This window comes from Methylobacterium sp. WL69, assembly GCF_008039485.1.
Lineage (GTDB): Bacteria > Pseudomonadota > Alphaproteobacteria > Rhizobiales > Beijerinckiaceae > Methylobacterium.
Genome location: NZ_VRUZ01000073.1, coordinates 1 through 22,653, shown reverse-complemented (window position 1 = coordinate 22,653; position 22,653 = coordinate 1). Strand labels below are relative to the sequence as shown.

Below are 22,653 nucleotides of genomic sequence, written 5' to 3'. Positions count from 1 at the left end.
CGCCAGGCCCGCGCCGCCGAGGACGCCGCCCGGCGCCAGGACGCGCCCGAGCCGCAGGCCGCCCCTCAGCCCTGACGTCCCTTGAGAGATCAGGCGGCCGGGTTGAGTCCTTCCACCCCGTTGCGGGGGAGGACGATGCCCGATGGAGTTCACGGCTTGGAACGCACGTGAAGACGGGTGAAGATGTCGTGTCCCGGTTGCGCATCCCCTCGCCCCGCCTGCGGGGAGAGGGACGCGTCTCCCCCCTGCCGGGGAGCGCGTCGAGGCGGCAGCCGACGGTGAGGGGGCGAATCCGGAAGAGGCTCCTCCGACGCAGCCCCCTCACCGTCGCTGCGGCTTCGCCTGCGCTCGCCGCCGGCACGACGGGGTGCCGGCGGCCCTCTCCCCGCAGGCGGGGAGAGGGGAATGCGCTCGGATCGTCCGCGTTCTCGTGCGGGAACGCGTAACCATCGGCCATCGCCCTGCTCGAAGGGGTCGGCGAGAGCCGGACCGAAGCGGGGCGGTCGAGGCCGATCGGCCCTAGCGTTCCGCCCGGCCCACGGCCATGAGGGCGAAGGCGTAGATGAGGGCGACTTCCTCCAGGCGGTCGAAGCGGCCGGCGGCGCCGCCGTGGCCGGCCTCCATGTTGATGCGCAGGAGCACCGGGCCGCCGCCCGTCAGGGTGGCGCGCAGGCGCGCGACCCATTTGGCCGGTTCCCAGTAGGTCACGCGCGGGTCGGTGAGGCCGCCGAGCGCCAGGATCGCCGGATAGGCCTTCGCGGCGACGTTGTCGTAGGGCGAGTAGGACAGGATCGTTTCGAAGGCCGCGATGCTCTCGGCCGGGTTGCCCCATTCGGGCCATTCCGGCGGGGTCAGCGGCAGGTCGGCGTCGAGCATGGTGTTGAGCACGTCGACGAAGGGCACGTCGGCGACGATGCCGGCGAACAGCTCCGGCGCGAGGTTGGCCACCGCCCCCATGAGCATGCCCCCGGCCGAGCCGCCATGGGCGACGATGTTGCCCTCGGCGGTGTAGCCGGCTTCGATGAGCGCCCGTCCGCAGGCGACGAAATCCGAGAAGGTGTTGGGCTTCTTTTCCCGCTTGCCGTCGAGGTACCAGTTCCAGCCCTTCTCGGTGCCGCCGCGCACGTGGGCGATGGCGTAGACGAAGCCGCGGTCGACCAGCGACAGCAGGTTGGTGCGGAACGCCGCCGGCATCAGGGTGCCGTAGGAGCCGTAGCCGTAGAGCAGCAGGGGCGCCGCGCCGTCGAGGACGAGGTCGCGGCGGTGCAGGAGGGAGATCGGCACGGTCTCGCCGTCCGGCGCCGTGGCGAACAGGCGGCGGGTGACGTAGTCCTCCGGCTTGTGGCCGCTTGGGATCGCCTGGCGCTTGCGCAGCTGCCGCGAGCGGGTGACGCAATCGTAGTCGTAGGTCTCGGCCGGCGTCGTCATCGACGAGTAGGTGAAGCGGATCACCGCCGTCTCGAATTCGTGGCCGGGCTGGAGCGAGAGCGAGTAGGCTTCCTCGGCGAAGGCCACCACGTGCTCGGAGCCCGCCATGTCGCGCACGACGATGCGGGGCCGGGCGTTCTCGATCTCCAGGCGCACGATGTGCTCGGCGATGATGTGCTGGTGGCGGATCATCACGCCGGCCCGGTGCGGCACCACGTCGTTCCAGTGGGCGAGGCCCGGCGCCTCGATCCGGGCGGTGGCGATCTTGAAGTCCACCGCGCCGCCGGCGTTGGTGAGGATGAAGAGGTGCGGGCCCCAGTTCTCGACGGAGTAGATCAGCAGGGGGGTCCGCGGCTGCACCACCACGGGCACGGCGTCGGCGGCGCCCCGGTCGACGAGGCGGACCTCCGAGGTCTCGTGGTCGCTCGCCGTGATGGCGAGGTAGTCGCCCGACTGGGTTTCCTCGATGTGGACGAAGAAGCCGGAATCGGCTTCCTCGTAGACGAGGGCGTCCTCGGCCTGCGCCGTGCCGAGGCGGTGGCGCATGACCCGGGCCGGGCGGTGGTTGTCGTCGAGCTGCACGTAGTGGAAGGCGCCGCCGTCCTTGGTCCACACCACCTCGCCCGTGGTCGCCTCGATGCGGTCGGGGCCGTCGAGGCCGGTGTCGAGGTCGCGCACCCGGATGGTGTGGAGCTCCGAGCCGTTGGTGTCGGCGCTCCAGGCGAGGCGGGCGTGGTCGTCGGAATGCACCGCCGCCGCGATCTCGAAGAAGGCGAGGCCCGCCCCTTCCGTGTCGCCGTCGAGGAGGATCACCTCGCCCTCCTCGGGCCCGCCCTCGGCGGCGGTCTCGGCGCCCTGACCCGGGATCACCACGACGGTGCGGGGCCGCCGGCACACCAGGGGATGCTGCCCGCCGTCGCGGTGGCGGGTGTAGTAGGCGAACGGCCCGTCGGGCTCGGGCACGCCGCTGTCGTCCTCGCGGATGCGGCCGCGCATCTCGGCCACCAGGGTTTTTCGCAATTCGGCGACGGGCGCGAGGGCCGCGTCCGCGTAGGCGTTCTCGGCCTTCAGGTACGCGCCGATGTCGTCGGGCAGGGCGGCCGGGTCCTTGAGGACGGCGCGCCAGTTCTCCGCCTTGAGCCAGGCATAATCGTCGGTGATCGTCCGGTCGTGGACCGTGAAAGCGTGGGGCCGCGCCTCGGCCACCGGTGCCGCTGACGGAACTGTGATGGGAAGACGGTCGGATGCCATGGCCAAAATCCTCGGATCGGGCTGGCGCGGGACCGGGCGGAGGTGCTTGGCACGGTCCGGCCGGGTTCCGCACGCCATCGTCCCCGCCGTGTGCCGTGTCGGCGCCCGGTCGGCAAGGCGGAAGTCCCGGGCCGGCTCGGGAAACCCGCCCGGTCCGGCCGACCGCTTCGCGGCCAAACTCCTGTGCGGCCAAGCCCCCTTGCGGCAAAGCCGCCCGGGCCGCAATCGACTGGATCGATAGTACCTTGTCGCACCGGGCCGAAGCTTATGGGTGCCACCCGTGCCGGGCCGCACGACGGAAACAAATGAATTATCGTTCAAACCAGTGTCGCACGGGGCGATGGGGTCGAATGCCTTGTTTCTCGACTTCGAACTGTCTATCTCACCAGTGCGCCATAGCATTGGACGCCGTCATAGATTACACTCCTGCGGGAGGGCGGCATTCAATGCTGTAAACCAGCATCAACCCATGAACGCATAGGCCACGGGATCGATTGTTCTGCATCGGTTCCGCGACGAGGGCGCATGGAAGGAAACCTTAAGTCTATGAGCGAAATCGAAAATTCGGTGGATTACGTGGAATTGACGGTCGATATCGTCTCGGCCTACGTGAGCAACAATCCGGTTCCCTCCGCCGAGCTGGCACAGCTCATCGCCCGGGTCCACGGTTCGCTGGTCCAGATCGGCAGCGGGCAGGAAGAGCCCAAGGCGCCCTCCGCCCCGCAGCAGCCGGCGGTGTCCGTGAAGAAGTCCGTGACCGCCGACCACATCATCTGCCTGGAAGACGGCCGTGTCTTCAAGTCGCTCAAGCGCCACCTGCGCGCGAAGTACGACATGAGCCCCGAGCAGTATCGCGCCAAGTGGGGCCTGCCGCCCGAGTATCCCATGGTCGCGCCGAACTACGCCAAGGCGCGTTCGGACCTCGCCAAGGCCATCGGCCTCGGACAGACCCGCAACGGAAACTACGACCAAGCCGCCTGACCGCGCTTCGATCCTCGATGAAGACGGGCGCCGCCGTTCCGGGTTCGGACGGGACGGCGCCCGGACCGGATGGACGTGCGGGGCCCATCCCGTCCCGCGGTCCCGCGGTCCCGCGGTCCGGCAATCGGACGAGCAGCGTCGAACGGGGCTTGATTTAGGATTTATGTCCTTTACCATGGGTTGCAGGGCGGCCGGCGCCGCCCGCGTCGCTTATGGAACAAAACATGAACAGAATTCGCTTCGTCCCATCGGGGTCCCGCCTCCCGGCCCGTCCCGGCGGCCTTGCGCCGGTCCTCGGACGCCAAGCGGTGCGGCTGCTCGGCGCCCTCGCGGCGGAGGGGGCCTACGCCCTACCGGACCCGACGGCGCCGGGGGACGGCCTGATCGTGCGCAGCGGCGGCGGCGGGATCTCCCTCGGGGCCGGACGCTTCGCGGCGGCGGCGGGCGCGGCGCTCCTGTCGGCCGACCTCGCCGAACGGACCACGGGCCGCCACGCGCGCCTCACCATCAGCCCGGCGGGGCGCGCCCGCCTGCGGCGCGAGCGGGCGGGGGCCCAGCCGCCCTACCTCGCCCAGCACCTCGACCTCGTCGCGGAGGGCGGGCGCGACGCCCCCGCGAAGACCGGGGCCAAGGCTGGGGCCAAAGCCGGCGACCGGCCCGACCGCACCGAAGCCCGCCCCCTGCGCGACGCCGCCGAGAGTCCGCTGGCCTGGATGGCCCGGCGCCGGGACCGCGACGGCGTGCCGCTCATCGACGCGGCCTGCTACGAGGCCGGCGAGCGCCTGCGCCGCGACCTGACCCAGGCGGTGATGCTGCCGCGCCTGGGGCCGGACTGGAGCGGGGTGAAGGTCGACGGCTCGGGCGCCCGCGATCCGTCCAGCGCCTCCGACGCCATGCTGGCGGCGCGTCAGCGCGTGCGCGCGGCCCTCGCCGCCGTCGGCAACGACCTGTCGGGGCTGCTCATCGACCTGTGCGGGTTCCTGAAGGGGCTCGAGCGGATCGAGGCCGAGCGGCGCTGGCCGGTGCGCTCGGCCAAGGTGGTGGCCCGCATCGCCCTCGGGCGCCTCGCCGAGCATTACGGCCTCGAGCGCGAGGCGGTGGGGCCGGACCGGGGCCGGATGCGCCTGTGGCGCGACGCCCCGGCGGCCGGGCGCCCCTGAGGGCGATGGGAGCGGTTCGGCTCAGGCCGCCAGGAGCCGGGCCGCATCGCGGTGGATGCGCTCGGCCATGGCCCGGACCCCGTTGGCCCGCTTCGACGTGAGGTGGGAGCCGAGGCCGATCTCCTTGAACACCCCGAACACGTCGACATCCGCGATCTCCTGCGGCGTCCGTCCGTCGTGGAGCGCCATCACCAGGGCGATCAGGCCCTTGGTGACCACGGAATCGCTGGTCCCGCGCAGGTTCAGCCGCGGCGGCGCCTGCGAATCGTCCATGTGGGACGCCACCCAGACCTGGCTCTCGCAGCCGTGGACGCGGTTGGCCTCGGTCATGAGCGCGTCGGGGAAGGGCGGCAGGGCACGGCCGAGCTCGATCAGGTACTCGATCTGGTCCGGGCCCTCGTCGAGGATGCCGAAATTCTCGATGATGGTCGCGATGGGCGGCAGCATGGGCGGGAACGGTCTCGTGGCCGGCGGGAAGCCCCCGATATAGGGGACCGGCCGCCGGATGCGACCCCTCGCGAGGCCGCCTACTCCACCGGATGCACCAGCACCTCGGGCAGCTGGAGGTGGAGGGGCTCGGCCCGGGTGCCGATGCCGCGGGCGGCGATCTCGGCCTGGGCGGCGTAGGCGGCGATGAGGCGGGGGCCGAGATTGGGCACCTCGGCCTTGCCGGAGGGGGCGGCCTCCGCGTCGCTGCCCGAGACGACGGACAGGCGCACGGGGGCGCCCGCCGCCGCGTCGATGGTGATGCCGATGGCGCAGGCGACGCTCTCGGCCGTGGTGTCGAGGCACTCGGAGACCACCTCGGCGACGATCATCCCGAGGGCGTTGGCCGTGCGCGGCTCGACGAGGCTGGTGCCGGACCCGTCGATGGTGACGCTGATGCGGCCGGCCCGGCGGAGCTGGCCGAGGCCCGAGGTGAGGCGGTGCAGGTAGTCGCGCAGGTCGATGGAGGCGATGTGGGGCGCCTCGTGCAGGTGCTGCTGCACCAGGGCGATGGCCCGCACCCGCTGGCCCAGGGCCTCGAAGCTGCCCCGGCACGGCGCCGGCGCCGCCCGGCCGTAGAGGCCGATGAGGCTGACCATCACCTGCAGGTTGTTGCGCACCCGGTGGTAGACCTCCGCCAGGAGGGCTTCCTTCTCGACGAGCGCCCGCTCGGACTGGTCCTCGGCCAGCTTGCGGTCGGTGATGTCGAAGCTGGCGCCGATGAAGCCCTGGAACGCCCCGCCCTCGTAGACGGGCTTGGCGGTGTCGAGGAGCCAGCGATAGGCGCCGTCGTGCCGGCGCAGGCGGAACTCCACCGTGAAGGGTTTTCGCGCAAGGCGGGCGTCCTCGACGATCCTTGTGAAGGCCGCGACGTCGTCGGGATGGAGGCCCCGGAGCCAGCCTTCTCCGCGTTCCTCGGCCGGGGTGCGGCCGGTGAAGCGGAGCCAGGCTTCGTTGTGATGGATGGCGCGGCCCTCGGCGTCCGAGCGGCACATCATCACCGGTACGAGGTCCGAGAAGTGCCGGAACGCGTCGCTCAACGGAGTGTCCGCGGCCATATTGCTCCCGATCTGCGCTGTCGCCCGGCCCACCACATGCCGGACGCCCGTCAACGTGCCGTGTCCCGGCCCGTTCCGAGGTCAACCGCAGGTTCGGACCTTGTCCTCAGAGCATGCTGGGCAGGATGCGATCGGGCGGCCGGTGGCCGTCCATGAAGGTCTTGATGTTGATGATGACCTTCTCGCCCATGTCGATGCGGCTCTCGTGGGTGGCCGAACCCATGTGCGGCAGGAGCACGACCTTGCCGGCGCGCGCGAGCTTGATCAGGCGCGGGCTCACGGAGGGCTCCTGCTCGAACACGTCGAGGCCGGCGCCCGAGACGTCGCCGGCCTCGATGAGGCGGGCCAGCGCGCTCTCGTCGATGACCTCGCCGCGGGCGGTGTTGACCACGATGGCCTCGGGCTTGAGCAGCTTGAGGCGCCGGGCCGACAGCAGGTGGTAGGTCGCCGGGGTGTGCGGGCAGTTCACCGAGACGATGTCGACGCGCGCCAGCATCTGGTCGAGGGATTCCCAGTAGGTGGCGTCGAGGTCGCGCTCGATGGTCGCCGGCACCCGGCGGCGGTTGTGATAGTGGATCTGCAGGCCGAACGCCTTGGCGCGGCGGGCCAGGGCCTGGCCGATGCGGCCCATGCCGACGATGCCAAGGCGCTTGCCGGTGATGCGCCGCCCCAGCATCCAGGTCGGTGACCAGCCCGAATCCCAGGCGTCGTCGGGGATGATGCGCGCGCCCTCGGTGACCCGGCGGGCCACCGCCAGGATCAGCGCCATGGTCATGTCGGCGGTGTCCTCCGTCAGCACGCCGGGCGTGTTGGTGACGGTGATGCCGCGCTCCAGGGCGGCGGCGACGTCGATGTGATCGACGCCGTTGCCGAAATTGGCGATGAGCCGCAGGTTCGGACCGGCCTGGGCGAGCAGCCCCGAATCGATCTCGTCGGTCACCGTCGGCACGAGGACGTCGGCCTCGCGCAGGGCGGCGGCCAGGGCCTCCTGCGCCAGGGGCTTGTCGTCGGGGTTGAGGCGGATCTCGAAGAGTTCGCGCATGCGGGTCTCGACCACCTCCGGGAGGCGGCGGGTGACCACAACGAGCGGCTTGCGCTTGAGCGACTGCATGCACCCTCCTCGACGCGAACGATCCCCGGTTTCGCCCCGTCGGGGTCCGGCCGGGGTTTCGGCTCGCCCTTTGTTCGTTCCCGGGATGACGGGCTCGCCGGGATGGCGTGGCGGCTTACGGCGCGTTAACCACCATCGGCCAAGACAGATCGGGACAACCGGATCGACCCGGGGCCGAAACCGGCGGCGATGCGCTGCCCGTCTCCGGCCCCGGTGGCTTCTCTACCAGAGGGGCGCCGGAACACAATGCACGCCGCGCAAGGCCGGGGATGCCGGCCCGGACCGGCATGCCCCGCGCGGAAGGACCCCGGACGATGGCGCCTGATCTGCCCTCCCGATCGACCCTGGCCCCGACCCTGGCCCTGGCCCTGGCCCTCGCCCTCGCGGCGACCGGGGCCGTCGTCCCGGTGGCGCCGGCGCGGGCGGCGCCACCGGTGGCCGTTCCCGGCGCGTCCGTCGGCGCCAAGACCGGGCTGCCCCTGCCGCGCTACGCCAGCCTCAAGACCGACCGGGTGAACTTGCGCGAGGGGCCGTCGAAGGATCACCGCACCCTGTGGGTGTTCCAGCGCGCCGGCCTGCCCGTCGAGATCGTGGCCGAGTTCGAGACCTGGCGCCGCATCCGCGATTCGGAGGGCACGGAGGGCTGGGTGCTGCACTCCCTGCTGTCGGGGCGGCGCACCTCCATCGTCACGGCGCCCAGGGCGGGTGGCAAAGGGGACGGCAAGGGGGACGGCAAAAGTGAGGTGAAGGCCGAGACCTCCCTCTACGCCCGCGCCGACGACGCGTCGGCCGAGGAGGCGCGCCTCCAGGCCGGCGTCATCGGCAGCGTCAAGAGCTGCAGCGGCACCTGGTGCCGGGTCATCGTCGCCCTGCCGCAGAAGCGCGGCGACGTCGACGGCTACGTCCGCCAGGAGCGCCTGTGGGGGGTCTACCCCTACGAGAAGGTGGAGTGATCCCGGCCGCGCCCCGGCCGGACGGCGCCGGCGGTCACGCCGCGTCGTTGATCGTCCGCAGGCTCGCCACGAGGTCGGAGAAGCGGTCGCCCTGAACGATCACGTGGGCGCGCAGGAGCTCGGACGCGCCGGTCTCGTCCCCCGCCACGATGGCCGCCACGATGGCCTCGTGCTCGGCCAGGGACTGCCCGAGGCGGTGGCGCGCCCGCAGCTGCATCCGGCGGAACGGCGCGAGGCGCCGGTGCAGCAGCCGCGCCTGCTCGGCCAGGAAGGCGTTGCGGCAGGCCCGGTAGACCACCGTGTGGAAGACGTAGTTCTCTTCGTAGTAGCGCTCCGGGTCCTGGGCGTCCGCGGCCGCCCCGCAGGCGGCGAGCGCCGCCTTGAGGGCGGCTTCGTCGGCCGGGACCAGGCGGCGCGCGGCGAGGCGCCCGCAGGCGGCCTCGATCTCCGCCATGGTCTCGAACATGGCGATGAGCAGCTGCGGGTCCGGCGCGCTCACCAGGGCGCCCCGGCGCGGCTTGATCTCGACCAGCCCCGTCATCGCCAGCTGCAGCAGGGCCTCGCGGATCGGCGTGCGCGACACCCCGAACCGCTCGGCGAGCTCGGTCTCGTCGAGGCGGGCGCCGATGGCGAGGCGGCCGTCGACGATCTCCGTCTCGATGGTCTGGCGCAGGCGCAGGGACTGGTTCACGCGCTCGGGTTCCATCGCTCCGGTTCCTCTGCCACGGCCTCGCCCTCCGCCAGCCCGTTTACTTACCCCCACCTTATGCGGCCCGGTTGACAAAATATACAAGCCGTCGTTCTCTGGTATAAATAGCGGGCATCGCAGTATAAATGCTGCACCGCAAAAACCGGGTGGGCGGCCAGCCCGCCGAAGGAGGAAGACGCCATGACGTTGACACGCCGCACCCTCGTCGCCGCCGGCCTGGCCGCGCCCGCCATCCTGTCCCTCGGGTCGCGGGCCCGGGCCGCCACCACCCTGAAGATCTCGCACCAGTTCCCCGGCGGCACCATCGACGAGGGCGACTTTCGCGATCGGGCGTGCCGGAAGTTCGCCGCGGCCCTGGCCGAACGCTCGAAGGGCGCCCTGGAGCTCCAGGTCTATCCCGGCTCGTCCCTGATGAAGACGAACGCCCAGTTCGGCGCCATCCGCAAGGGCGCCCTCGACATGACCCTCTACCCGAGCCCCTATGCGGGTGGCGAGGTGCCGGAGATGAACATCGGCCTGATGCCGGGCCTCGTCACCTCCTACGCCCAGGCCACGGCCTGGAAGAGCGCCCCCGTCGGCCGCAAGCTCACGGAGATCCTCGAATCCAAGGGCGTCGTGGTGGTGTCGTGGGTGTGGCAGGCCGGCGGCGTCGCCAGCCGCGACCGGCCGCTGTTCACGCCCGGTGATGCCAAGGGCCTCAAGGTCCGGGGCGGCTCGCGCGAGATGGACCTGATGATGAAGGCGGCGGGGGCGGCCACCCTGTCGATCCCGTCGAACGAATCCTACGCCGCCATGCAGACGGGCGCGTGCGACGCCGTCATCACCTCCTCCACCAGCCTGATCTCGTTCCGCCTGGAGGAACTGTCGAAGTCCCTGACGTCGGGCGCCCAGCACACCTACTGGCTCATGTGGGAGCCGATCATGATGTCGAAGATCGTGTTCGACCGCCTGCCGAAGGACCAGCAGGACCTCATCATGACCATCGGCGCCGAACTCGAGACGTTCGGGCAGGCCGGCGCCAAGGAGGACGACACCCGCGTCGAGCAGGTCTTCGGCAAGGCCGGCGCCAAGGTGCAGCAGCTCGACGAGAAGACCCTGGGCCAGTGGCGCGACATCGCCAAGGACACCGCCTGGAAGGATTTCGCGGGCAAGTCCGCGAGCTGCGCCGAGCTCCTCAAGCTGGCGGAGCAGGTGTCGTGAGCCACGCCTTCGACGCGGCCTCGGCCGCCTCCGAATCGGCGCCCGCCGCGCCCGAACCCCGCGTCCCCGGCCTGCTCGGGGCCATCGATCGCACGATGAAGGCCATCAACGGCGTGGTGATGGTCTTCGGCGGCCTCGCCCTCGTCGGGGCCTGCCTCGTGCTCAGCTACAGCGTGTTCGTGCGCTACTGGCTGAAGGAGCCCACGGACTGGCAGGACGAGATGGCGGTGTTCCTCATCGTCGGCGCCACCTTCTTCTCGGCGGCCGCCGTCCAGGCCCGGCGCGGCCACGTCGCCATCGAGGCGCTCAGCGGCCTGCTCTCGCCCCGGATCAACCGCGCCCGCCTGCTCATGGCCGACGTCATCAGCATCGTGTTCGTGACGTTCTTCGCCTGGAAAAGCTGGAGCCTGTTCCACGAGGCCTGGGTCGACGGGCAGGTGTCGCAATCGACCTGGGGGCCGCCCCTGTGGATTCCCTACGCCCTCATGGCCGTGGGCATGAGCTTCCTCGCCCTGCAGTTCCTGCTGCAGATCGCCGAGGCCCTGAACTACGGCCCCCGCGCCGCCGGCTGGGCCGATCCGAAGGTCGGGCTCGGGTCCGAGCTGAACTCCGAAACCCTCAAGACGAGCCCCCACCCATGAGCGTCGCGGCCATCGGCTTCCTCTATGCGGGTGCCACCCTCAGCGCCATGCTGGCCGGCATCCCCATCGCCTTCGCGCTCGGCTTCGTGGCGCTCGCCTTCATGTACTTCTTCATGCCGGGCGCCTCCCTCGATACGGTGGCGCAGAACGTCTACGAGGAGATGGCCTCCATCACCCTGCTGTCGATCCCGCTCTTCATCCTGAAGGGCGCGGCCATCGGCCGTTCACGAGCCGGCCAGGACCTCTACTCGGCCATGCACGCCTGGATGCACCGCATCCCCGGGGGGCTCGGCATCGCCAACGTCTTTGCCTGCGCGCTGTTCGCCGCCATGGCGGGGTCCTCGCCCGCCACCTGCTCGGCCATCGGTTCGGCCGGCATCCCGGAGATGCGCAAGCGCGGCTACTCGCCGGGCTTCGCCGCCGGGATCATCGCCGCCGGCGGCACCCTCGGCATCCTGCTGCCGCCCTCCATCACCATGATCCTCTACGCGGTGGCGGCCGAGCAGTCCCTGGGGCGCCTGTTCCTCGCCGGCATCGGGCCGGGCCTGCTCCTGGTCGGCCTGTTCGCCGCCTGGTCGGTCTACCGCTTCCGGGCGGAATACGCCGCCGCGAAGGCGGCCTACGAGCGCAACGGCACGACCTCGCCGATCCTCGCCGAGGACACCTACAGCATGCGCGAGCGCTTCTCGACGCTGCCGCGGGTGCTGCCCTTCGTGGTGCTGCTCACCGGCGTGATGGTCGCCCTCTACGGCGGCTACTCGACCCCCTCCGAGACGGCGGGCCTCGGCGGCCTCCTGGCCCTCGGCCTCATCGCCATCATCTACGGCGTCTGGCGCCCGAAGGATGTCAACCCGATCCTCGCCGCCACCCTGCGGGAATCCACCATGCTGATGCTCATCATCGGCATGTCCCTGCTCTACGCCTACGTGATGAGCTACCTGCACATCTCGCAATCGGCGGCCAACGCCATCGTGGCGATGCAGCTGTCGCCCTGGGTACTGCTGGTGACGATCCTGGGGCTGGTGATCCTCCTCGGCTTCTTCCTGCCGCCGGTCTCGATCATCCTGATGACGGCGCCGATCATCCTGCCGCCCCTGAAAGCCGCCGGGTTCGACCTCGTCTGGTTCGGGGTCGTCATGACCATCACCATGGAGATGGGCCTGATCCACCCGCCGGTCGGCCTCAACATCTTCGTCATCAAGAACATCGCCCCCGACATCCCCCTGAAGGACATCATCTGGGGCACCCTGCCCTTCGTGATGCTCATGGCGGTGGCGATCCTGATCCTCTGCCTGGTGCCCGGCATCGCCCTGTGGCTGCCGAACTGGCTGCTGCCGTCGACGCGGTAGGGCGGGCCTGGAGCTGGCGACGCGCGGCCCGGACCCCTGGTTCGGGCCGTTCGCCTGCGAGCGATCTCGCAACGCGGTGTCCGGGGGGACTTGTCGCGGGGCAAGGTTGCGATACGCTCACCTTCGATGGGGGGCTTCAGCTCCACGGAGGCGGGCTCTGGCGCGATGACGCGAACACGCCTCCACCGACGGATCATCTGGGACAAGGGCGGGAACCCCGTCTCCCATGTGAGCCGAGTGCTGGATCTGACGGAGGCGGACGTCGGTGCGGCGATCCATTCCATCAAAGCCGCCGCACGGCTTCGCGGGGCGGACAACATCGTGATCTACGACAACGGAGACGTGACTGACGCGCGGGGCGAGGAGATCGGCAACCTCTATGATGAAGACTGAATCGTCATCGGCCCTGAGGGCGTTCGCAACCATCCGGTTCGAGGGGGATGCCCTCGATCCGTCGTCCCTGAGCGATCTCCTGCGGGTTCGGCCGACTCTTTCATACGCGAAGGGCGAGACCTACGGAGTCGGCCGTCGGGGGATCGAGAAGACGGGGCCGACGGGATACTGGTTCTTGAACACGAAAGCCTATCTCGAGACATCCGATCTCGACGTCCACATCGGCTTCCTGACGAAAATGCTCACGGACAGCACGGCGCACCCGCATCGCGATCACAAGTTCAATCGGATCAAAGCCGTCGTCGACGGGGCGTCGCTCGAGGTTCTGGTGACGCTCTTTTGGATGGGCGGGAACGGTGCGGAGATGCCGACGGTCGGTCCGCGCTTCAAAAGTCTGATCGACACGCTGCGTGGCGGGATCGAGACGGATTTCACGCTCATCGAAGGTGATCCCAGCAGCCTGGCAGGCCGCGCGGCCTGAGCGGGTTCTCGAAGAACAGCCGTCCGGCATCCGATCCGATCACCGCCCCGTCCAGTCCGGCGCGCGCTTGCCCAAAAACGCCTCCATCCCCTCGCGGAAATCGGCGCTGGTGTAGCAGAGGCGGATGAGGTCGTCGCCGGGGCGCTCGCCTTCCGTGTCGTCGGCATCCTGGATTCGGCGCAGGCCTTCCTTGGTGGCCTGCAGGGTCAGGGGGGCGTGGCCGGCCACGAGGCCGGCGAGTTCGGTGGCGCGGATTGCGAGGGCGTCGGCGTCCGCCACCACCTCGCCGACGAGGCCGATGGCGAGGGCCTCCTCCGCGCCAATAAGGCGGGCGGTGAAGATCATGTCCTTGACCCGGGCCGGGCCGACGAGGCCGGAGAGGCGCTTGAGGTTGGCGAGCGACAGGCAGTTGCCGAGCGTCCGCGCGATGGGGAAGCCGAAGCGGGCGTCGCGGGTGGCGATCCGGAGGTCGCAGGACGCCGCGATGGCCGCCCCCCCGCCGGTGCAGGCGCCCGCGATGGCGGCGATGACGGGCACGCGCAGGCGTTCCAGGGCGCCCATCACCCGGTCCATGAACCGCTCGTAGTCGAGGGCATCCTGGGCGGACGAGAAGCCGCGGAACTGGGCAATGTCGGTGCCGGCGGCGAACGCCTTGTCGCCGGCCCCGGTGATCACCAGCACCCGCACGGACGGGTCGGCGGCGATGCGGGCGCAGTGGTCGATGATCCCCTGGTACATGGCGAAGGTGAGGGCGTTGCGCGCCCGGGGCCGGTTGAGGACGAGGCGGGCGATGCCGGCCGCGTCCTGGGTGAACAGGATCTCGTCGGCGGCGGTCGGGGCGGCACTCATGGCGGGTCCGGGGTGGCGTGGGCGGTGCCCCCGGCATGCCCAGCCCGGCCGCCCGAATCAACCCGGCCGGGAACGCCCGCCGGACGCGTCCGTTGATGTCGGATTTGGCATTCGGCGCGCGACGGCGGCGCCCTCGGGAGACGATTCATGCGCGGATGGATGCGACACGCGGCCGGCGTCGCCGCGCTCGGGCTGGCCCTCGGCACGGCGCAGGCGGCGCAGGCCGGCTGCACCCGCCAGGTGATCAACCGGACGGTCCACGACGTGGTGTTCAGCCAGGATGGCGGCCCGGCGATCACCGTGCAGCCGCGCCGGGCCCGCACCATCCTCTACCGCCAGTCGGGGCGGGTCGACGTCGCGGTCTATTGCCGGTCGCGGGTCGCCGGCCTCGAACCCGTCCCGCAGGAGCCCGCGTTCCGGGCCGCGTTCGACACCGTGGCGGTGTTGGACCGCTGCTACGTCGCCGTCGGCCGCGGCGGCACCCAACCCATCGCCCTCAACAACCCGCGCCAGGGCGACATCGTGGTGGCGCCCTACGGGCTCGCCTGCCCGTAGGGGCGGCGAGCCTCCTCCAGAACACCGCCTCAGAACACCGCCGGCACGAACATCTCCGGCGGAACCGGCTGGCGGGCGTAGTCGTCGTGGCGCTCGCGCTCGGGCAGGTGGACGGGCGGATGCTCGACCTCGCCGTAGGGGATCTGCGACAGCAGGTGGGCGATGCAGTTGAGGCGGGCCTTCTTCTTGTCCACGGCCTCCACCACCCACCACGGCGCCTCCGGGATGTGGGTGCGGGCGAGCATCACCTCCTTGGCCTTGGTGTAGTCCTCCCACAGGCGGCGGGACTGCACGTCCATGGGCGAGAGCTTCCACTGCTTCAGCGGGTCGTGGATGCGCATGGTGAAGCGCAGTTCCTGCTCCTCGTCGGTGATGGAGAACCAGTATTTCAGCACGATGATGCCCGAGCGCACCAGCATCCGCTCGAATTCCGGCACGGAGCGGAAGAACTCCTCGACCTCGTCGGGGGTGCAGAAGCCCATCACCCGCTCGACGCCGGCGCGGTTGTACCAGGAGCGGTCGAACAGCACGATCTCGCCGCCCGCGGGCAGGTGGCTGACGTAGCGCTGGAAGTACCATTGGGTGCGCTCGCGCTCGCTCGGGGCCGGCAGGGCGGCGACCCGGCAGACGCGGGGGTTGAGGCGCTGGGTGATGCGCTTGATGGCGCCGCCCTTGCCGGCGGAATCGCGGCCCTCGAAGATCACCACCACGCGCAGCTTCTGGGCCTGCACCCAGTCCTGCAGGCGCACCAGTTCGTGCTGGAGCCGGAACAGCTCGCGAAAATAGCGCTTGCGGTCCATCTGCGGCGGCCGCGGCGCCCCCCCGACGGCGTCGGCGAGCTGTTCGAGGCGCTCCTCGTCCAGCTCCATCTCGAGCTCCTCGTCGAAATCGTCGGCGACCTCCCGCCGGATCGCCTCGAGGTCGAAGCCGCCCGCCCGCTGCCCGTGATCCATTGTCTTCCCGAAGCCCCGCCGTCTGTCGGACGCTTAGATCACGGCGATATGACAGTTCGGCGAAGCACGCCCCTTCGTACCGGGGGCGTGGCAGGGGCATCACCGGCGACGCCGACCATCGGCCCCGATCGCGCCGACGGGGCAGTCATTTCGGACGGTCCGGCCGATGTCGGTGGCCCAGGCCACTAGAATACAGTCAAAAAATTCTCTAGAGTTTAAATTGTTACCTAGAGTTTTTTCCAGCGAGGCACTGATGAGCAGCTGTAAGGGAAGCAACGGCGACACCTGGGAGATCTACGGCAGCGGGACCGACTGGCGCTGGCGCCGCACCTCACCGAACGGACGGATCGTCGGGGCTTCGACAGAATCATACACGAGCAAGGCGCATTGCATCGACAATGCGCGCCGCAACGGCATGGACTGCACGCCGGCTTAGGGCGCAGGGCCGGTTCGCCGCGCCATCCGCAAGGCGAGCTGGCGCGTCCAGGAAGGGGGAAGCGTCATCAGGGTGTCGCCGAGGCGGGCGATGGAGCCGGGGACGATCCGGCATTTTGCCGGCACGGGACACGGCCAAAACCCATGCCGCGCCTTCTCACCGACGAGGCCGTCCTGCCGGGCGTGCTGTTCGCCCTACGCTTCGACGGGGAGGGCCGCGCCGTGCCCATCGCGTCCGCCGCCGACCTGCCGGCACCGGACGCGGCGGGCGCGGGCTTCGTCTGGCTCCACGTCGATCTCATCGACGCCCGCGTCGCCGGGCTCATCGAGGCCGGGCGGTTCGGGCCGCCGCGCCTGTCGGCCGCCACCTTCGGGCGCGACGAGCACCAGCGCGTGGTGGTGGAGGGCACCTGCCTCGGCGTGGTCATCGCCGACCGCGAGCGCGCCTTCGACGGCGCCATCGGCGAGGAACCGACGGGGCGCCTGCACTGCGTCCTCGGCCCGAACGTCCTCGTCAGCGGCAGGCGCCACGCCACCGCCGGCGCCGAGGCCGCCCGCGACGCGGTGCTGGCCGGCGCCCGCGTGACCTCGCCGGCCCGGCTCCTGGAGCGCCTCGTCGAGGGCGTCGTCGCCTCCCTCGACGCCTGCGCCAAGCGCTTCTCCAACGAACTCGATATCATCGAGGACCGCGTCCTCGACGAGACCCGCGCCGCCGATCCGAAGCCCCTGGCCCCCATCCGCCGGCAGGCCGTGCGCCAGCACCGCCAGCTCTCGGGCCTGGCCGCCGTGTTCCACCGCCTCGAAGCCGAGACCGACGAGGACGACGACGCCCTGCCCGAGGCGGTGGTGACCATGGCCGCCCGCGTGGTCCAGCGCCTCGATTCGCTCCACCGCGACATGCACGTCCTGTCCGAGCGCACCCGCCTGCTGCAGGACGAGATCGCCGGCCGCACCGCCGCCGAGACCAACCGCCAGCTCTTCACCCTGTCGGTGCTCACCGCCCTGTTCCTGCCGCCGACCCTGGTGACCGGCGTGTTCGGCATGAACACCAAGGGCCTGTTCCTGGGCGAGTTCGAGAACGGCTCGTTCCTGGCGCTGGGGATCTGCGGCCTCGCGGCCCTGGCGGTCTACGGCGTGATCCGCCGCCTCGGGCTCGTCAAACGCCGCGCCCGGTCGTAAGCCGGCGTCCTGTCGCGCGGCGGAGCGCCTGAAATCCCCGCGCCCCGCCCGCGTTCGTCATCGAAGCGTCACCTCCCGGCGCGAACGGTGCGCCCAACCCCGTCTGGAGCCTTCCCCGCATGGACTTCTTCCGCCGCTTCACCGTGCTGATGTGCGCGCCGAACTTCGATCCGGACGATCTCGAGGGCGTGCGCGTCCAGCAGATCCTCACCTCCATCGAAAAGCTCGGCTTCGAGGTGGTGCGGGCCCGGCGCGTCGAGGACGCGGCCATCGCGGTCCAGACCGATTCCGCCATCGGCTGCATGGTGGTGGATTGGGGCAAGCGCGGCCTCGACGGCAAGGCGGCGGCGCTGATCAACCTCATGCGCAAGCGCGGGCTCGAAATGCCCATCGTGATCATGGTCCGCCGGAAGCGCCTGGAGGACATCCCCGTCGAGGTGCTCGACTTCATCGACGGCTACATCTTCCTCGCCGAGGAGACCCCGGACTACATCGCCCGCGGCCTCGTCAGCCGGGTGAAGCAGTACGCCGAGACCCTGAAGACGCCGTTCTTCGGGGCGCTCGTCGACTACGCCGAGCAGGGCAACCAGCTCTGGACCTGCCCCGGCCACAACGGCGGCATCTTCTACAACCGCTCGCCCATCGGCCGCATCTTCGTCGAGCACCTCGGCGAGGCGGTGTTTCGCGACGACCTCGACAACTCGGTCCTCGACCTCGGCGACCTCCTGGTCCACGAGGGCCCGGCCCTGAAGGCGCAGAAGGAGGCCGCCGTCATCTTCGGGGCGGAGAAGACCTACTTCGTCCTCAACGGCACCTCGGCCTCGAACAAGATCGTGCTCTCGGCCCTGGTGGCGGAGGGCGACCTCGTCCTGTTCGACCGCAACAACCACAAGGCGGCCCATCACGGCGCCCTGTTCCTCGGCGGCGCGATCCCGGTCTTCCTCGAGACCGACCGCAACTGCTTCGGCCTCATCGGGCCCATGTACCACGAGGCCCTCGACGAGACCCTGATCCGCGAGAAGATCCGCGACAACCCGCTGATCACCGACCCGGAGGCGTGGAAGCGCGAGCGCCCGTTCCGCGTGGCGGTGGTCGAGCAGTGCACCTACGACGGCACCATCTACAACGCGCAGATGATCGTCGATAAGATCGGACACCTCTGCGACTACATCCTGTTCGACGAGGCCTGGGCCGGCTTCATGAAGTTCCACCCGCTCTTCGCCGGGTGCTTCGCCATGGGGCTCAAGGGTCTCGATGAGACCTCGCCGGGCATCATCGCCACCCAGTCGACCCACAAGCAGCTGGCGAGCTTCTCGCAGGCGTCGCAGATCCACACCAAGGACAGCCACATCCGCGGCCAGACCCGGCGGATCGAGCACCGCCGCTTCAACGAGACCTTCCTCGTCCACGCCTCGACCTCGCCGTTCTACCCCCTGTTCGCCTCCCTCGACGTCGGCGCCCAGATGATGAAGGGCCGCTCGGGCGTGGTCCTGTGGGACGACACCATCCGCCTCGGCATCGAGTGGCGCAAGAAGGTCCGCGCCATCCGCCGCGAGTTCGAGGAGAAGGAGGGCGATCCCCAGAAGCGCTGGTTCTTCGACCCGTTCGTGCCCGACACCGTGAAGGGCCCGGACGGCAAGGTGCCGTGGGAGAGCCTCTCCACCGACGAGCTCGCCGGCAACGCCAAGTACTGGGAGCTGACCCCGGGCGCGGCCTGGCACGGTTTCACCCACGTGGCGCCCGACTACGCCATGACCGACCCGAACAAGCTCACCGTGCTGACACCGGGCTTCGACCGGCGCACGGGGGAGTACGCCGACCACGGCGTACCGGCCCCCATCGTGGCGCAGTACCTGCGTGAGAACCGCATCGTGCCGGAGAAGAACGACCTCAACTCCCTGCTCTTCCTCCTGACGCCCGGCGTCGAATCCTCCAAGGCAGGCACCCTGATCTCCGGCCTCGTCGGCTTCAAGCGCCTGCACGACGAGAACGTGCCCCTGGAGGACGCCATGCCCGAGTTCGTCCGGCGCCGGCCCAACCGCTACAAGGGCGTGCGCCTGCGCGACCTCTGCGCCGACTTCCACGCCTTCCACCGCGAGGCCGGCACCAGCGCCCTCCAGCGCAAGCAGTTCGAGCCGGGCCACCTGCCCGAGATGGTGATGACCCCGAAGGAAGCGGTGCAGCAATTGACCCGCAACAACGTCGATTACGTGCCCATCGCGGAAGCCGAGGGCCGTGTGGCGACGACTTTGCTTCTGGTCTACCCGCCGGGCATCGGCACGGTGCTGCCGGGCGAGCGATTGGACGAGCGGGCCAAACCCATGCTGGACTACTTCAAGATGTTCGAGCGCTCGGCGAACCTGTTCCCCGGCTTCGAGGCCGAGATCCAGGGCGTGTTCCGCAACGTCGATCCCGACGGCACCATCCGGTTCCACACCTACGTCATGCGCGAGCCCCGCATCATGCGCGAGACCCGGTGATGCCGGCGCGGGCCGCACCTTTGAGCGATCCCGACCTCGTCATCCGGCCCTCGTCGGATGCCGACGTGCCCGACATGGTGGACATCTACGCCCACCACATCCGGCGCGGGGTCGGCGACGTCGGCGACTTCGAGGAGGACCCGCTCCACCCGGACGACCTCAAGAAGCGCCGCAAGGCCATGCGCAAGAAGCGCCTGCCCCACCTCGTCGCCGACCGCGACGGGGTCGTGGCCGGCTACGCCTACGCCGTGCCGTTCCGCAAGCGTCCGGCCTACCGCTACACCCTCAAGCACTCGATCTACGTCCACCACGAGCACCTCAGCGCCGGCATCGGCCGGCGCCTGCTCCCGGCCCTCATCGAAGCCTGCGCGGCGGGCGGCTACCGCCAGATGATCGGCTACATCGACGCGAAGAACGAGGCGTCCTTACGCCTGCACGAGGCCTGCGGGTTCGTGCGCGTCGGCCTGCTGCCGGCGGTGGGCTACAAGTACGGCCGCTGGAGCGACAGCGTCATGGTCCAATGCGCCCTCGGCTCGGGCGCCACCGACCAGCCGGGCACATGGACCCGCCCCGTGGAGGCGGTGGTGGCCGGGCACGACTGGATCGGGAAGTAAGGCGCGCTGCCCCCTCCGGCGGGCTACGGCATTCACACATGTCGCGGCCAGCACGGGTCCCCTCTCCTGGAAGGCAGGGCGATCGCAGATGAGGGTCGCGGCCTGAAGCCGCCGCCGAAGGGGCTGTCGACGAAGCGCGGCCCCCCGTGCGCATCCCCTCGCCCCGCGTGCGGGGAGAGGGACGCGTCTCCCCCCTGCCGGGGAGCGCGTCGAGGCGGCAGCCGACGGTGAGGGGGCGAATCCGGATGAGACTCCTTCGACGCAGCCCCCTCACCGTCGCTGCGGCTTCGCCTTCGCTCGCCGCAGGCACGACGGGGTGCCTGCGGCCCTCTCCCCGCACGCGGGGAGAGGGGGATGCGCGCAGACGGTCTGCACGAAGGTGCAAGGGCTGGCCCGAACGCATGCACCCATCTGCGATCGCCGTGCCTGGAAGGAGAGGGAGCACCCGTGGGCCTCAAGCCCGCATCCGGATGCCGTCAGCCCCGTCTCCGCACGAGATCGGCCCGTTCGCGATTGTGCGAATGCCGTAGCCCGCAAAGGGGAGACGGGCATGCGCACGGGGCGCCCGCGGAACGACTATTCCGCGTCCCGCCAGCCGGTGCCGTGCCACAGCCGCACCGTCACGGTGGCGGCGCCGTCCGCGATGACGATGCGGTTGTAGGCGTTGGGCTCGGAGCCGCGCAGGCGCGTCGAGGTGGCCGAACCCGCCTGCACCGCGAGCAGGTGGCCGCGCCGGCCGCGCATGACGCCCCGGTCCACCGTATCGTTCTCGGGCCCCGCTCCGTCGGCTTCGGCGAAGCGGGCGTAGTGGCGGTGGAGGTGGCCGGCGAGCGTCAGCCCGACGCCCTGGCGCCGGAAGGCGGCGAGCGCGAGGTCGGCGCGGCCGACGAGGCGGGCTTCCTCGTCCCAGGGCGGCGGCATGAACGGGTGGTGGCCGACCACGATGCGGAACACGCCCTCGGGCATCGCCCGTAGCCGCGCCTCCGCCTGCACGATCTGGCGATGGCGGATCTTGCCCTGCGACCAGTCGGCCTCAGGCGCCCAGGTCCGCACGGTGTTGAGGCAGACGATGCCGATCTCGTCGTCGAGGTGGGTCGGCTCCGTCGAGGCCGCGATGTAGCGGCGGTAGCGCGCGAACGGCCGCAGGAAGCGCTGCACCAAGTGGAACGGCGAGATGTCGTGGTTGCCCGGCACGGCGATCCAGGGCGCGTCGAGGCGGGCGAGGAAGGCGCGGGCGGCCTCGTACTCGACCTTGCGCGCCCGCATGGTGAAGTCGCCCGACGCGATGATGAGGTCGGGCCGGTCGTGGTTCAGCTCGGTGACGAGGCCCTCGACCACGGCCGGATCGGTGCGGCCGAAATGCAGGTCGGAGATGTGGGCGAGGCGCCGCAACGCGGGTCTATTGCTGCGCGCGGTTGATGATCGCCTGGAGCGCCCGGGCCACGGGCTCGGTGACGGTCTTGCGGTACTTGCGGTGGACGAGCTGGCCGTTGTGATAGATGTCGTGCTCGACGTAGAGCTTCTCGCCGTCCCAGCGGACGACGTTGTCGGTCTCGGTGGTCTCCTCGACGCCGAGATCCTCGCGAAAGGTCACGCCACCGGCTTGCGCAAACATGGTCGGTCCTGGGCTCGATACGGCTGGCGTCGCCGCGCCTCAGTGTAGGCATCCGCCGCGCCGGGCGCTACCCGCCGCGCGCCCTCAACGCACGGTGACCTGATCCTTGATCCGCTCGTAGGTGCTCCGGCTCAGGACCCGCTTCGACAGGAGCTGATCCACGGACGCGTAGGGGCGCTTCTGGACGATGGCGCGCCCGATCATGCCGCCGCCCTTCAGGCCGTTGAGGTCGGCGACGCTGGCGCTGTTGAGGTCGACGATGGCCATGGCCCGCGGACCGGCATTGTCGGAGGCGCTGGCGACGTCGTCCTCCCCGGCGGCGATGGAGGGCTCGAACGTCAGGGGCGCGGGTGCGGGCATCGGCGCGGACCATGGCGGCGGCGGGCGCGGGCGTCGATCCCGCCCGGCCGCGTGCGCCTGTCGCAGGCGCCGCACGGCACGCGGGATTCGGGCGGACTTTTCTCCGGACAACCCGCCGGCGACGGAAAAGCGATCTTATCGACAGGAGCTTGCGGCCGGCGGCGGCGGCGTCGAGACTCCGATTCGTCCCCCATGGTAAGCGGAATGCCTTGTTCTCGTGCGTGAGTCCGCCTCGATGCTCAGCGGTTCAGCCTTCCTCCGGGTCGTGGTCCTCCTGATCGTGGCGGCCGGACTGGCGGGCATCGTCCAGCTCTACCGGTCGCCCGCCCCGGTGGAGGCCGATCCGGAGCCCGTGGCGACCACCGCCGAGCCGTCGCGCCCGGTGCGCCGGGCCGAGCCCGCACCGGCGCAC

23 protein-coding genes are annotated in these 22,653 nt (G+C 70.5%); 13 read left to right on the top strand and 10 right to left on the bottom strand.

Annotation, left to right across the window (positions count from 1 at the left end; translation table 11 throughout):
- Positions 1 to 519: 519 nt before the first annotated feature.
- A complete protein-coding gene (locus FV218_RS17015; RefSeq protein ID WP_147710843.1) occupies positions 520 to 2,679 on the bottom strand; it encodes a S9 family peptidase in 2,160 nt (719 codons plus the stop codon).
- 546 nt (positions 2,680 to 3,225) lie between these two features.
- Here FV218_RS17015 and FV218_RS17010 point away from each other — a divergent pair.
- Together FV218_RS17010 and FV218_RS17005 are read left to right on the top strand one after the other, a co-directional pair.
- Positions 3,226 to 3,660 carry a MucR family transcriptional regulator gene (locus FV218_RS17010; protein WP_147710842.1) on the top strand — a complete coding sequence of 145 codons (435 nt, stop codon included), beginning with the start codon at positions 3,226 to 3,228 and terminating at the stop codon, positions 3,658 to 3,660.
- 224 nt (positions 3,661 to 3,884) lie between these two features.
- A complete protein-coding gene (locus FV218_RS17005) occupies positions 3,885 to 4,820 on the top strand; it encodes a DUF6456 domain-containing protein (RefSeq protein ID WP_246685157.1) in 936 nt (311 codons plus the stop codon).
- A 21-nt stretch (positions 4,821 to 4,841) separates the two neighbouring features.
- On the opposite strand, the gene FV218_RS17000 is transcribed toward FV218_RS17005, so the two are convergent.
- The 3 genes from FV218_RS17000 to FV218_RS16990 form a co-directional block, all read right to left on the bottom strand.
- A complete protein-coding gene (locus FV218_RS17000; RefSeq protein ID WP_147710841.1) occupies positions 4,842 to 5,267 on the bottom strand; it encodes a SufE family protein in 426 nt (141 codons plus the stop codon).
- A gap of 80 nt (positions 5,268 to 5,347) precedes the next feature.
- Positions 5,348 to 6,364, bottom strand: coding sequence for a PAS domain S-box protein (locus FV218_RS16995; RefSeq protein WP_147710840.1), 1,017 nt, complete (start codon positions 6,362 to 6,364; stop codon positions 5,348 to 5,350).
- Positions 6,365 to 6,470: 106 nt separating this feature from the next.
- Positions 6,471 to 7,475, bottom strand: a complete 1,005-nt coding sequence (locus FV218_RS16990) for a D-glycerate dehydrogenase (protein ID WP_056087851.1) — start codon at positions 7,473 to 7,475, stop codon at positions 6,471 to 6,473.
- 314 nt (positions 7,476 to 7,789) lie between these two features.
- Here FV218_RS16990 and FV218_RS16985 point away from each other — a divergent pair, with 314 nt between their 5' ends.
- Complete coding sequence (locus FV218_RS16985) at positions 7,790 to 8,428, top strand: SH3 domain-containing protein (RefSeq protein WP_147710839.1); 639 nt, start codon at positions 7,790 to 7,792, stop codon at positions 8,426 to 8,428.
- 34 nt (positions 8,429 to 8,462) lie between these two features.
- Here FV218_RS16985 and FV218_RS16980 read toward each other — a convergent pair whose 3' ends face one another.
- Positions 8,463 to 9,119 carry a GntR family transcriptional regulator gene (locus FV218_RS16980; RefSeq protein WP_147710844.1) on the bottom strand — a complete coding sequence of 219 codons (657 nt, stop codon included), beginning with the start codon at positions 9,117 to 9,119 and terminating at the stop codon, positions 8,463 to 8,465.
- A 198-nt stretch (positions 9,120 to 9,317) separates the two neighbouring features.
- Between FV218_RS16980 and dctP the strand changes: the two genes are divergently transcribed.
- From dctP to FV218_RS16955, 5 genes are all read left to right on the top strand, one after another.
- Positions 9,318 to 10,337, top strand: a complete 1,020-nt coding sequence (dctP, locus tag FV218_RS16975; protein ID WP_056087848.1) for a TRAP transporter substrate-binding protein DctP — start codon at positions 9,318 to 9,320, stop codon at positions 10,335 to 10,337.
- Positions 10,334 to 10,978 (top strand): TRAP transporter small permease, encoded by a 645-nt coding sequence (locus tag FV218_RS16970; RefSeq protein WP_147710838.1) that lies wholly within the window; start codon positions 10,334 to 10,336, stop codon positions 10,976 to 10,978. Before dctP ends, FV218_RS16970 begins: the two co-directional genes overlap by 4 nt.
- On the top strand, positions 10,975 to 12,327 hold the full coding sequence (locus FV218_RS16965; RefSeq protein WP_056087842.1) for a TRAP transporter large permease: 1,353 nt from the start codon (positions 10,975 to 10,977) through the stop codon (positions 12,325 to 12,327). The genes FV218_RS16970 and FV218_RS16965 overlap by 4 nt, the downstream gene beginning before the upstream one ends.
- Before the next feature lie 165 nt (positions 12,328 to 12,492).
- Positions 12,493 to 12,720 carry a hypothetical protein gene (locus FV218_RS16960; RefSeq protein ID WP_147710837.1) on the top strand — a complete coding sequence of 76 codons (228 nt, stop codon included), beginning with the start codon at positions 12,493 to 12,495 and terminating at the stop codon, positions 12,718 to 12,720.
- Positions 12,707 to 13,201, top strand: coding sequence for a DUF4279 domain-containing protein (locus FV218_RS16955; protein ID WP_147710836.1), 495 nt, complete (start codon positions 12,707 to 12,709; stop codon positions 13,199 to 13,201). Before FV218_RS16960 ends, FV218_RS16955 begins: the two co-directional genes overlap by 14 nt.
- Before the next feature lie 39 nt (positions 13,202 to 13,240).
- Here FV218_RS16955 and FV218_RS16950 read toward each other — a convergent pair whose 3' ends face one another.
- Positions 13,241 to 14,050: an enoyl-CoA hydratase/isomerase family protein gene (locus tag FV218_RS16950; protein WP_147710835.1), complete on the bottom strand. Its 810-nt coding sequence runs from the start codon at positions 14,048 to 14,050 to the stop codon at positions 13,241 to 13,243.
- A 147-nt stretch (positions 14,051 to 14,197) separates the two neighbouring features.
- Here FV218_RS16950 and FV218_RS16945 point away from each other — a divergent pair, with 147 nt between their 5' ends.
- Positions 14,198 to 14,605: a hypothetical protein gene (locus tag FV218_RS16945; protein WP_147710834.1), complete on the top strand. Its 408-nt coding sequence runs from the start codon at positions 14,198 to 14,200 to the stop codon at positions 14,603 to 14,605.
- A 29-nt stretch (positions 14,606 to 14,634) separates the two neighbouring features.
- Here FV218_RS16945 and ppk2 read toward each other — a convergent pair whose 3' ends face one another.
- A complete protein-coding gene (ppk2, locus tag FV218_RS16940; protein WP_147710833.1) occupies positions 14,635 to 15,558 on the bottom strand; it encodes a polyphosphate kinase 2 in 924 nt (307 codons plus the stop codon).
- A gap of 253 nt (positions 15,559 to 15,811) precedes the next feature.
- Between ppk2 and FV218_RS16935 the strand changes: the two genes are divergently transcribed.
- The 4 genes from FV218_RS16935 to FV218_RS16920 all read left to right on the top strand — a co-directional run bounded on the left by FV218_RS16935 (position 15,812) and on the right by FV218_RS16920 (position 20,266).
- A complete protein-coding gene (locus tag FV218_RS16935; protein WP_147710832.1) occupies positions 15,812 to 15,994 on the top strand; it encodes a DUF1508 domain-containing protein in 183 nt (60 codons plus the stop codon).
- Between the two features lie 143 nt (positions 15,995 to 16,137).
- Entirely contained in the window at positions 16,138 to 17,172 is a 1,035-nt protein-coding gene (locus tag FV218_RS16930; RefSeq protein ID WP_147710831.1) for a CorA family divalent cation transporter, read from the top strand.
- Positions 17,173 to 17,291: 119 nt separating this feature from the next.
- Positions 17,292 to 19,652, top strand: a complete 2,361-nt coding sequence (locus FV218_RS16925) for an Orn/Lys/Arg decarboxylase N-terminal domain-containing protein (RefSeq protein WP_147710830.1) — start codon at positions 17,292 to 17,294, stop codon at positions 19,650 to 19,652.
- Complete coding sequence (locus tag FV218_RS16920) at positions 19,652 to 20,266, top strand: GNAT family N-acetyltransferase (RefSeq protein ID WP_056087823.1); 615 nt, start codon at positions 19,652 to 19,654, stop codon at positions 20,264 to 20,266. Before FV218_RS16925 ends, FV218_RS16920 begins: the two co-directional genes overlap by 1 nt.
- Positions 20,267 to 20,842: 576 nt before the next feature.
- Here the strand turns inward: FV218_RS16920 and FV218_RS16910 are convergent.
- From FV218_RS16910 to FV218_RS16900, 3 genes are all read right to left on the bottom strand, one after another.
- Positions 20,843 to 21,658: a metallophosphoesterase gene (locus tag FV218_RS16910; RefSeq protein ID WP_147710829.1), complete on the bottom strand. Its 816-nt coding sequence runs from the start codon at positions 21,656 to 21,658 to the stop codon at positions 20,843 to 20,845.
- Between the two features lie 7 nt (positions 21,659 to 21,665).
- Positions 21,666 to 21,881 (bottom strand): hypothetical protein, encoded by a 216-nt coding sequence (locus tag FV218_RS16905; RefSeq protein ID WP_056087818.1) that lies wholly within the window; start codon positions 21,879 to 21,881, stop codon positions 21,666 to 21,668.
- An 84-nt stretch (positions 21,882 to 21,965) separates the two neighbouring features.
- Positions 21,966 to 22,241: a helix-hairpin-helix domain-containing protein gene (locus tag FV218_RS16900; protein WP_147710828.1), complete on the bottom strand. Its 276-nt coding sequence runs from the start codon at positions 22,239 to 22,241 to the stop codon at positions 21,966 to 21,968.
- Between the last annotated feature and the right edge of the window lie 412 nt (positions 22,242 to 22,653).

Bases quoted from the DNA above. Each gene is read 5' to 3' on its own strand.
- FV218_RS17015 (WP_147710843.1), bottom strand. From the start codon at position 2,679: ATGGCATCCGACCGTCTTCCCATCACAGTTCCGTCAGCGGCACCGGTG.
- FV218_RS17010 (WP_147710842.1), top strand. From the start codon at position 3,226: ATGAGCGAAATCGAAAATTCGGTGGATTACGTGGAATTGACGGTCGAT.
- FV218_RS17005 (WP_246685157.1), top strand. From the start codon at position 3,885: ATGAACAGAATTCGCTTCGTCCCATCGGGGTCCCGCCTCCCGGCCCGT.
- FV218_RS17000 (WP_147710841.1), bottom strand. From the start codon at position 5,267: ATGCTGCCGCCCATCGCGACCATCATCGAGAATTTCGGCATCCTCGAC.
- FV218_RS16995 (WP_147710840.1), bottom strand. From the start codon at position 6,364: ATGGCCGCGGACACTCCGTTGAGCGACGCGTTCCGGCACTTCTCGGAC.
- FV218_RS16990 (WP_056087851.1), bottom strand. From the start codon at position 7,475: ATGCAGTCGCTCAAGCGCAAGCCGCTCGTTGTGGTCACCCGCCGCCTC.
- FV218_RS16985 (WP_147710839.1), top strand. From the start codon at position 7,790: ATGGCGCCTGATCTGCCCTCCCGATCGACCCTGGCCCCGACCCTGGCC.
- dctP (WP_056087848.1), top strand. From the start codon at position 9,318: ATGACGTTGACACGCCGCACCCTCGTCGCCGCCGGCCTGGCCGCGCCC.
- FV218_RS16965 (WP_056087842.1), top strand. From the start codon at position 10,975: ATGAGCGTCGCGGCCATCGGCTTCCTCTATGCGGGTGCCACCCTCAGC.
- FV218_RS16960 (WP_147710837.1), top strand. From the start codon at position 12,493: ATGACGCGAACACGCCTCCACCGACGGATCATCTGGGACAAGGGCGGG.
- FV218_RS16955 (WP_147710836.1), top strand. From the start codon at position 12,707: ATGATGAAGACTGAATCGTCATCGGCCCTGAGGGCGTTCGCAACCATC.
- FV218_RS16950 (WP_147710835.1), bottom strand. From the start codon at position 14,050: ATGAGTGCCGCCCCGACCGCCGCCGACGAGATCCTGTTCACCCAGGAC.
- FV218_RS16945 (WP_147710834.1), top strand. From the start codon at position 14,198: ATGCGCGGATGGATGCGACACGCGGCCGGCGTCGCCGCGCTCGGGCTG.
- ppk2 (WP_147710833.1), bottom strand. From the start codon at position 15,558: ATGGATCACGGGCAGCGGGCGGGCGGCTTCGACCTCGAGGCGATCCGG.
- FV218_RS16935 (WP_147710832.1), top strand. From the start codon at position 15,812: ATGAGCAGCTGTAAGGGAAGCAACGGCGACACCTGGGAGATCTACGGC.
- FV218_RS16930 (WP_147710831.1), top strand. From the start codon at position 16,138: ATGCCGCGCCTTCTCACCGACGAGGCCGTCCTGCCGGGCGTGCTGTTC.
- FV218_RS16925 (WP_147710830.1), top strand. From the start codon at position 17,292: ATGGACTTCTTCCGCCGCTTCACCGTGCTGATGTGCGCGCCGAACTTC.
- FV218_RS16920 (WP_056087823.1), top strand. From the start codon at position 19,652: ATGCCGGCGCGGGCCGCACCTTTGAGCGATCCCGACCTCGTCATCCGG.
- FV218_RS16905 (WP_056087818.1), bottom strand. From the start codon at position 21,881: ATGTTTGCGCAAGCCGGTGGCGTGACCTTTCGCGAGGATCTCGGCGTC.
- FV218_RS16900 (WP_147710828.1), bottom strand. From the start codon at position 22,241: ATGCCCGCACCCGCGCCCCTGACGTTCGAGCCCTCCATCGCCGCCGGG.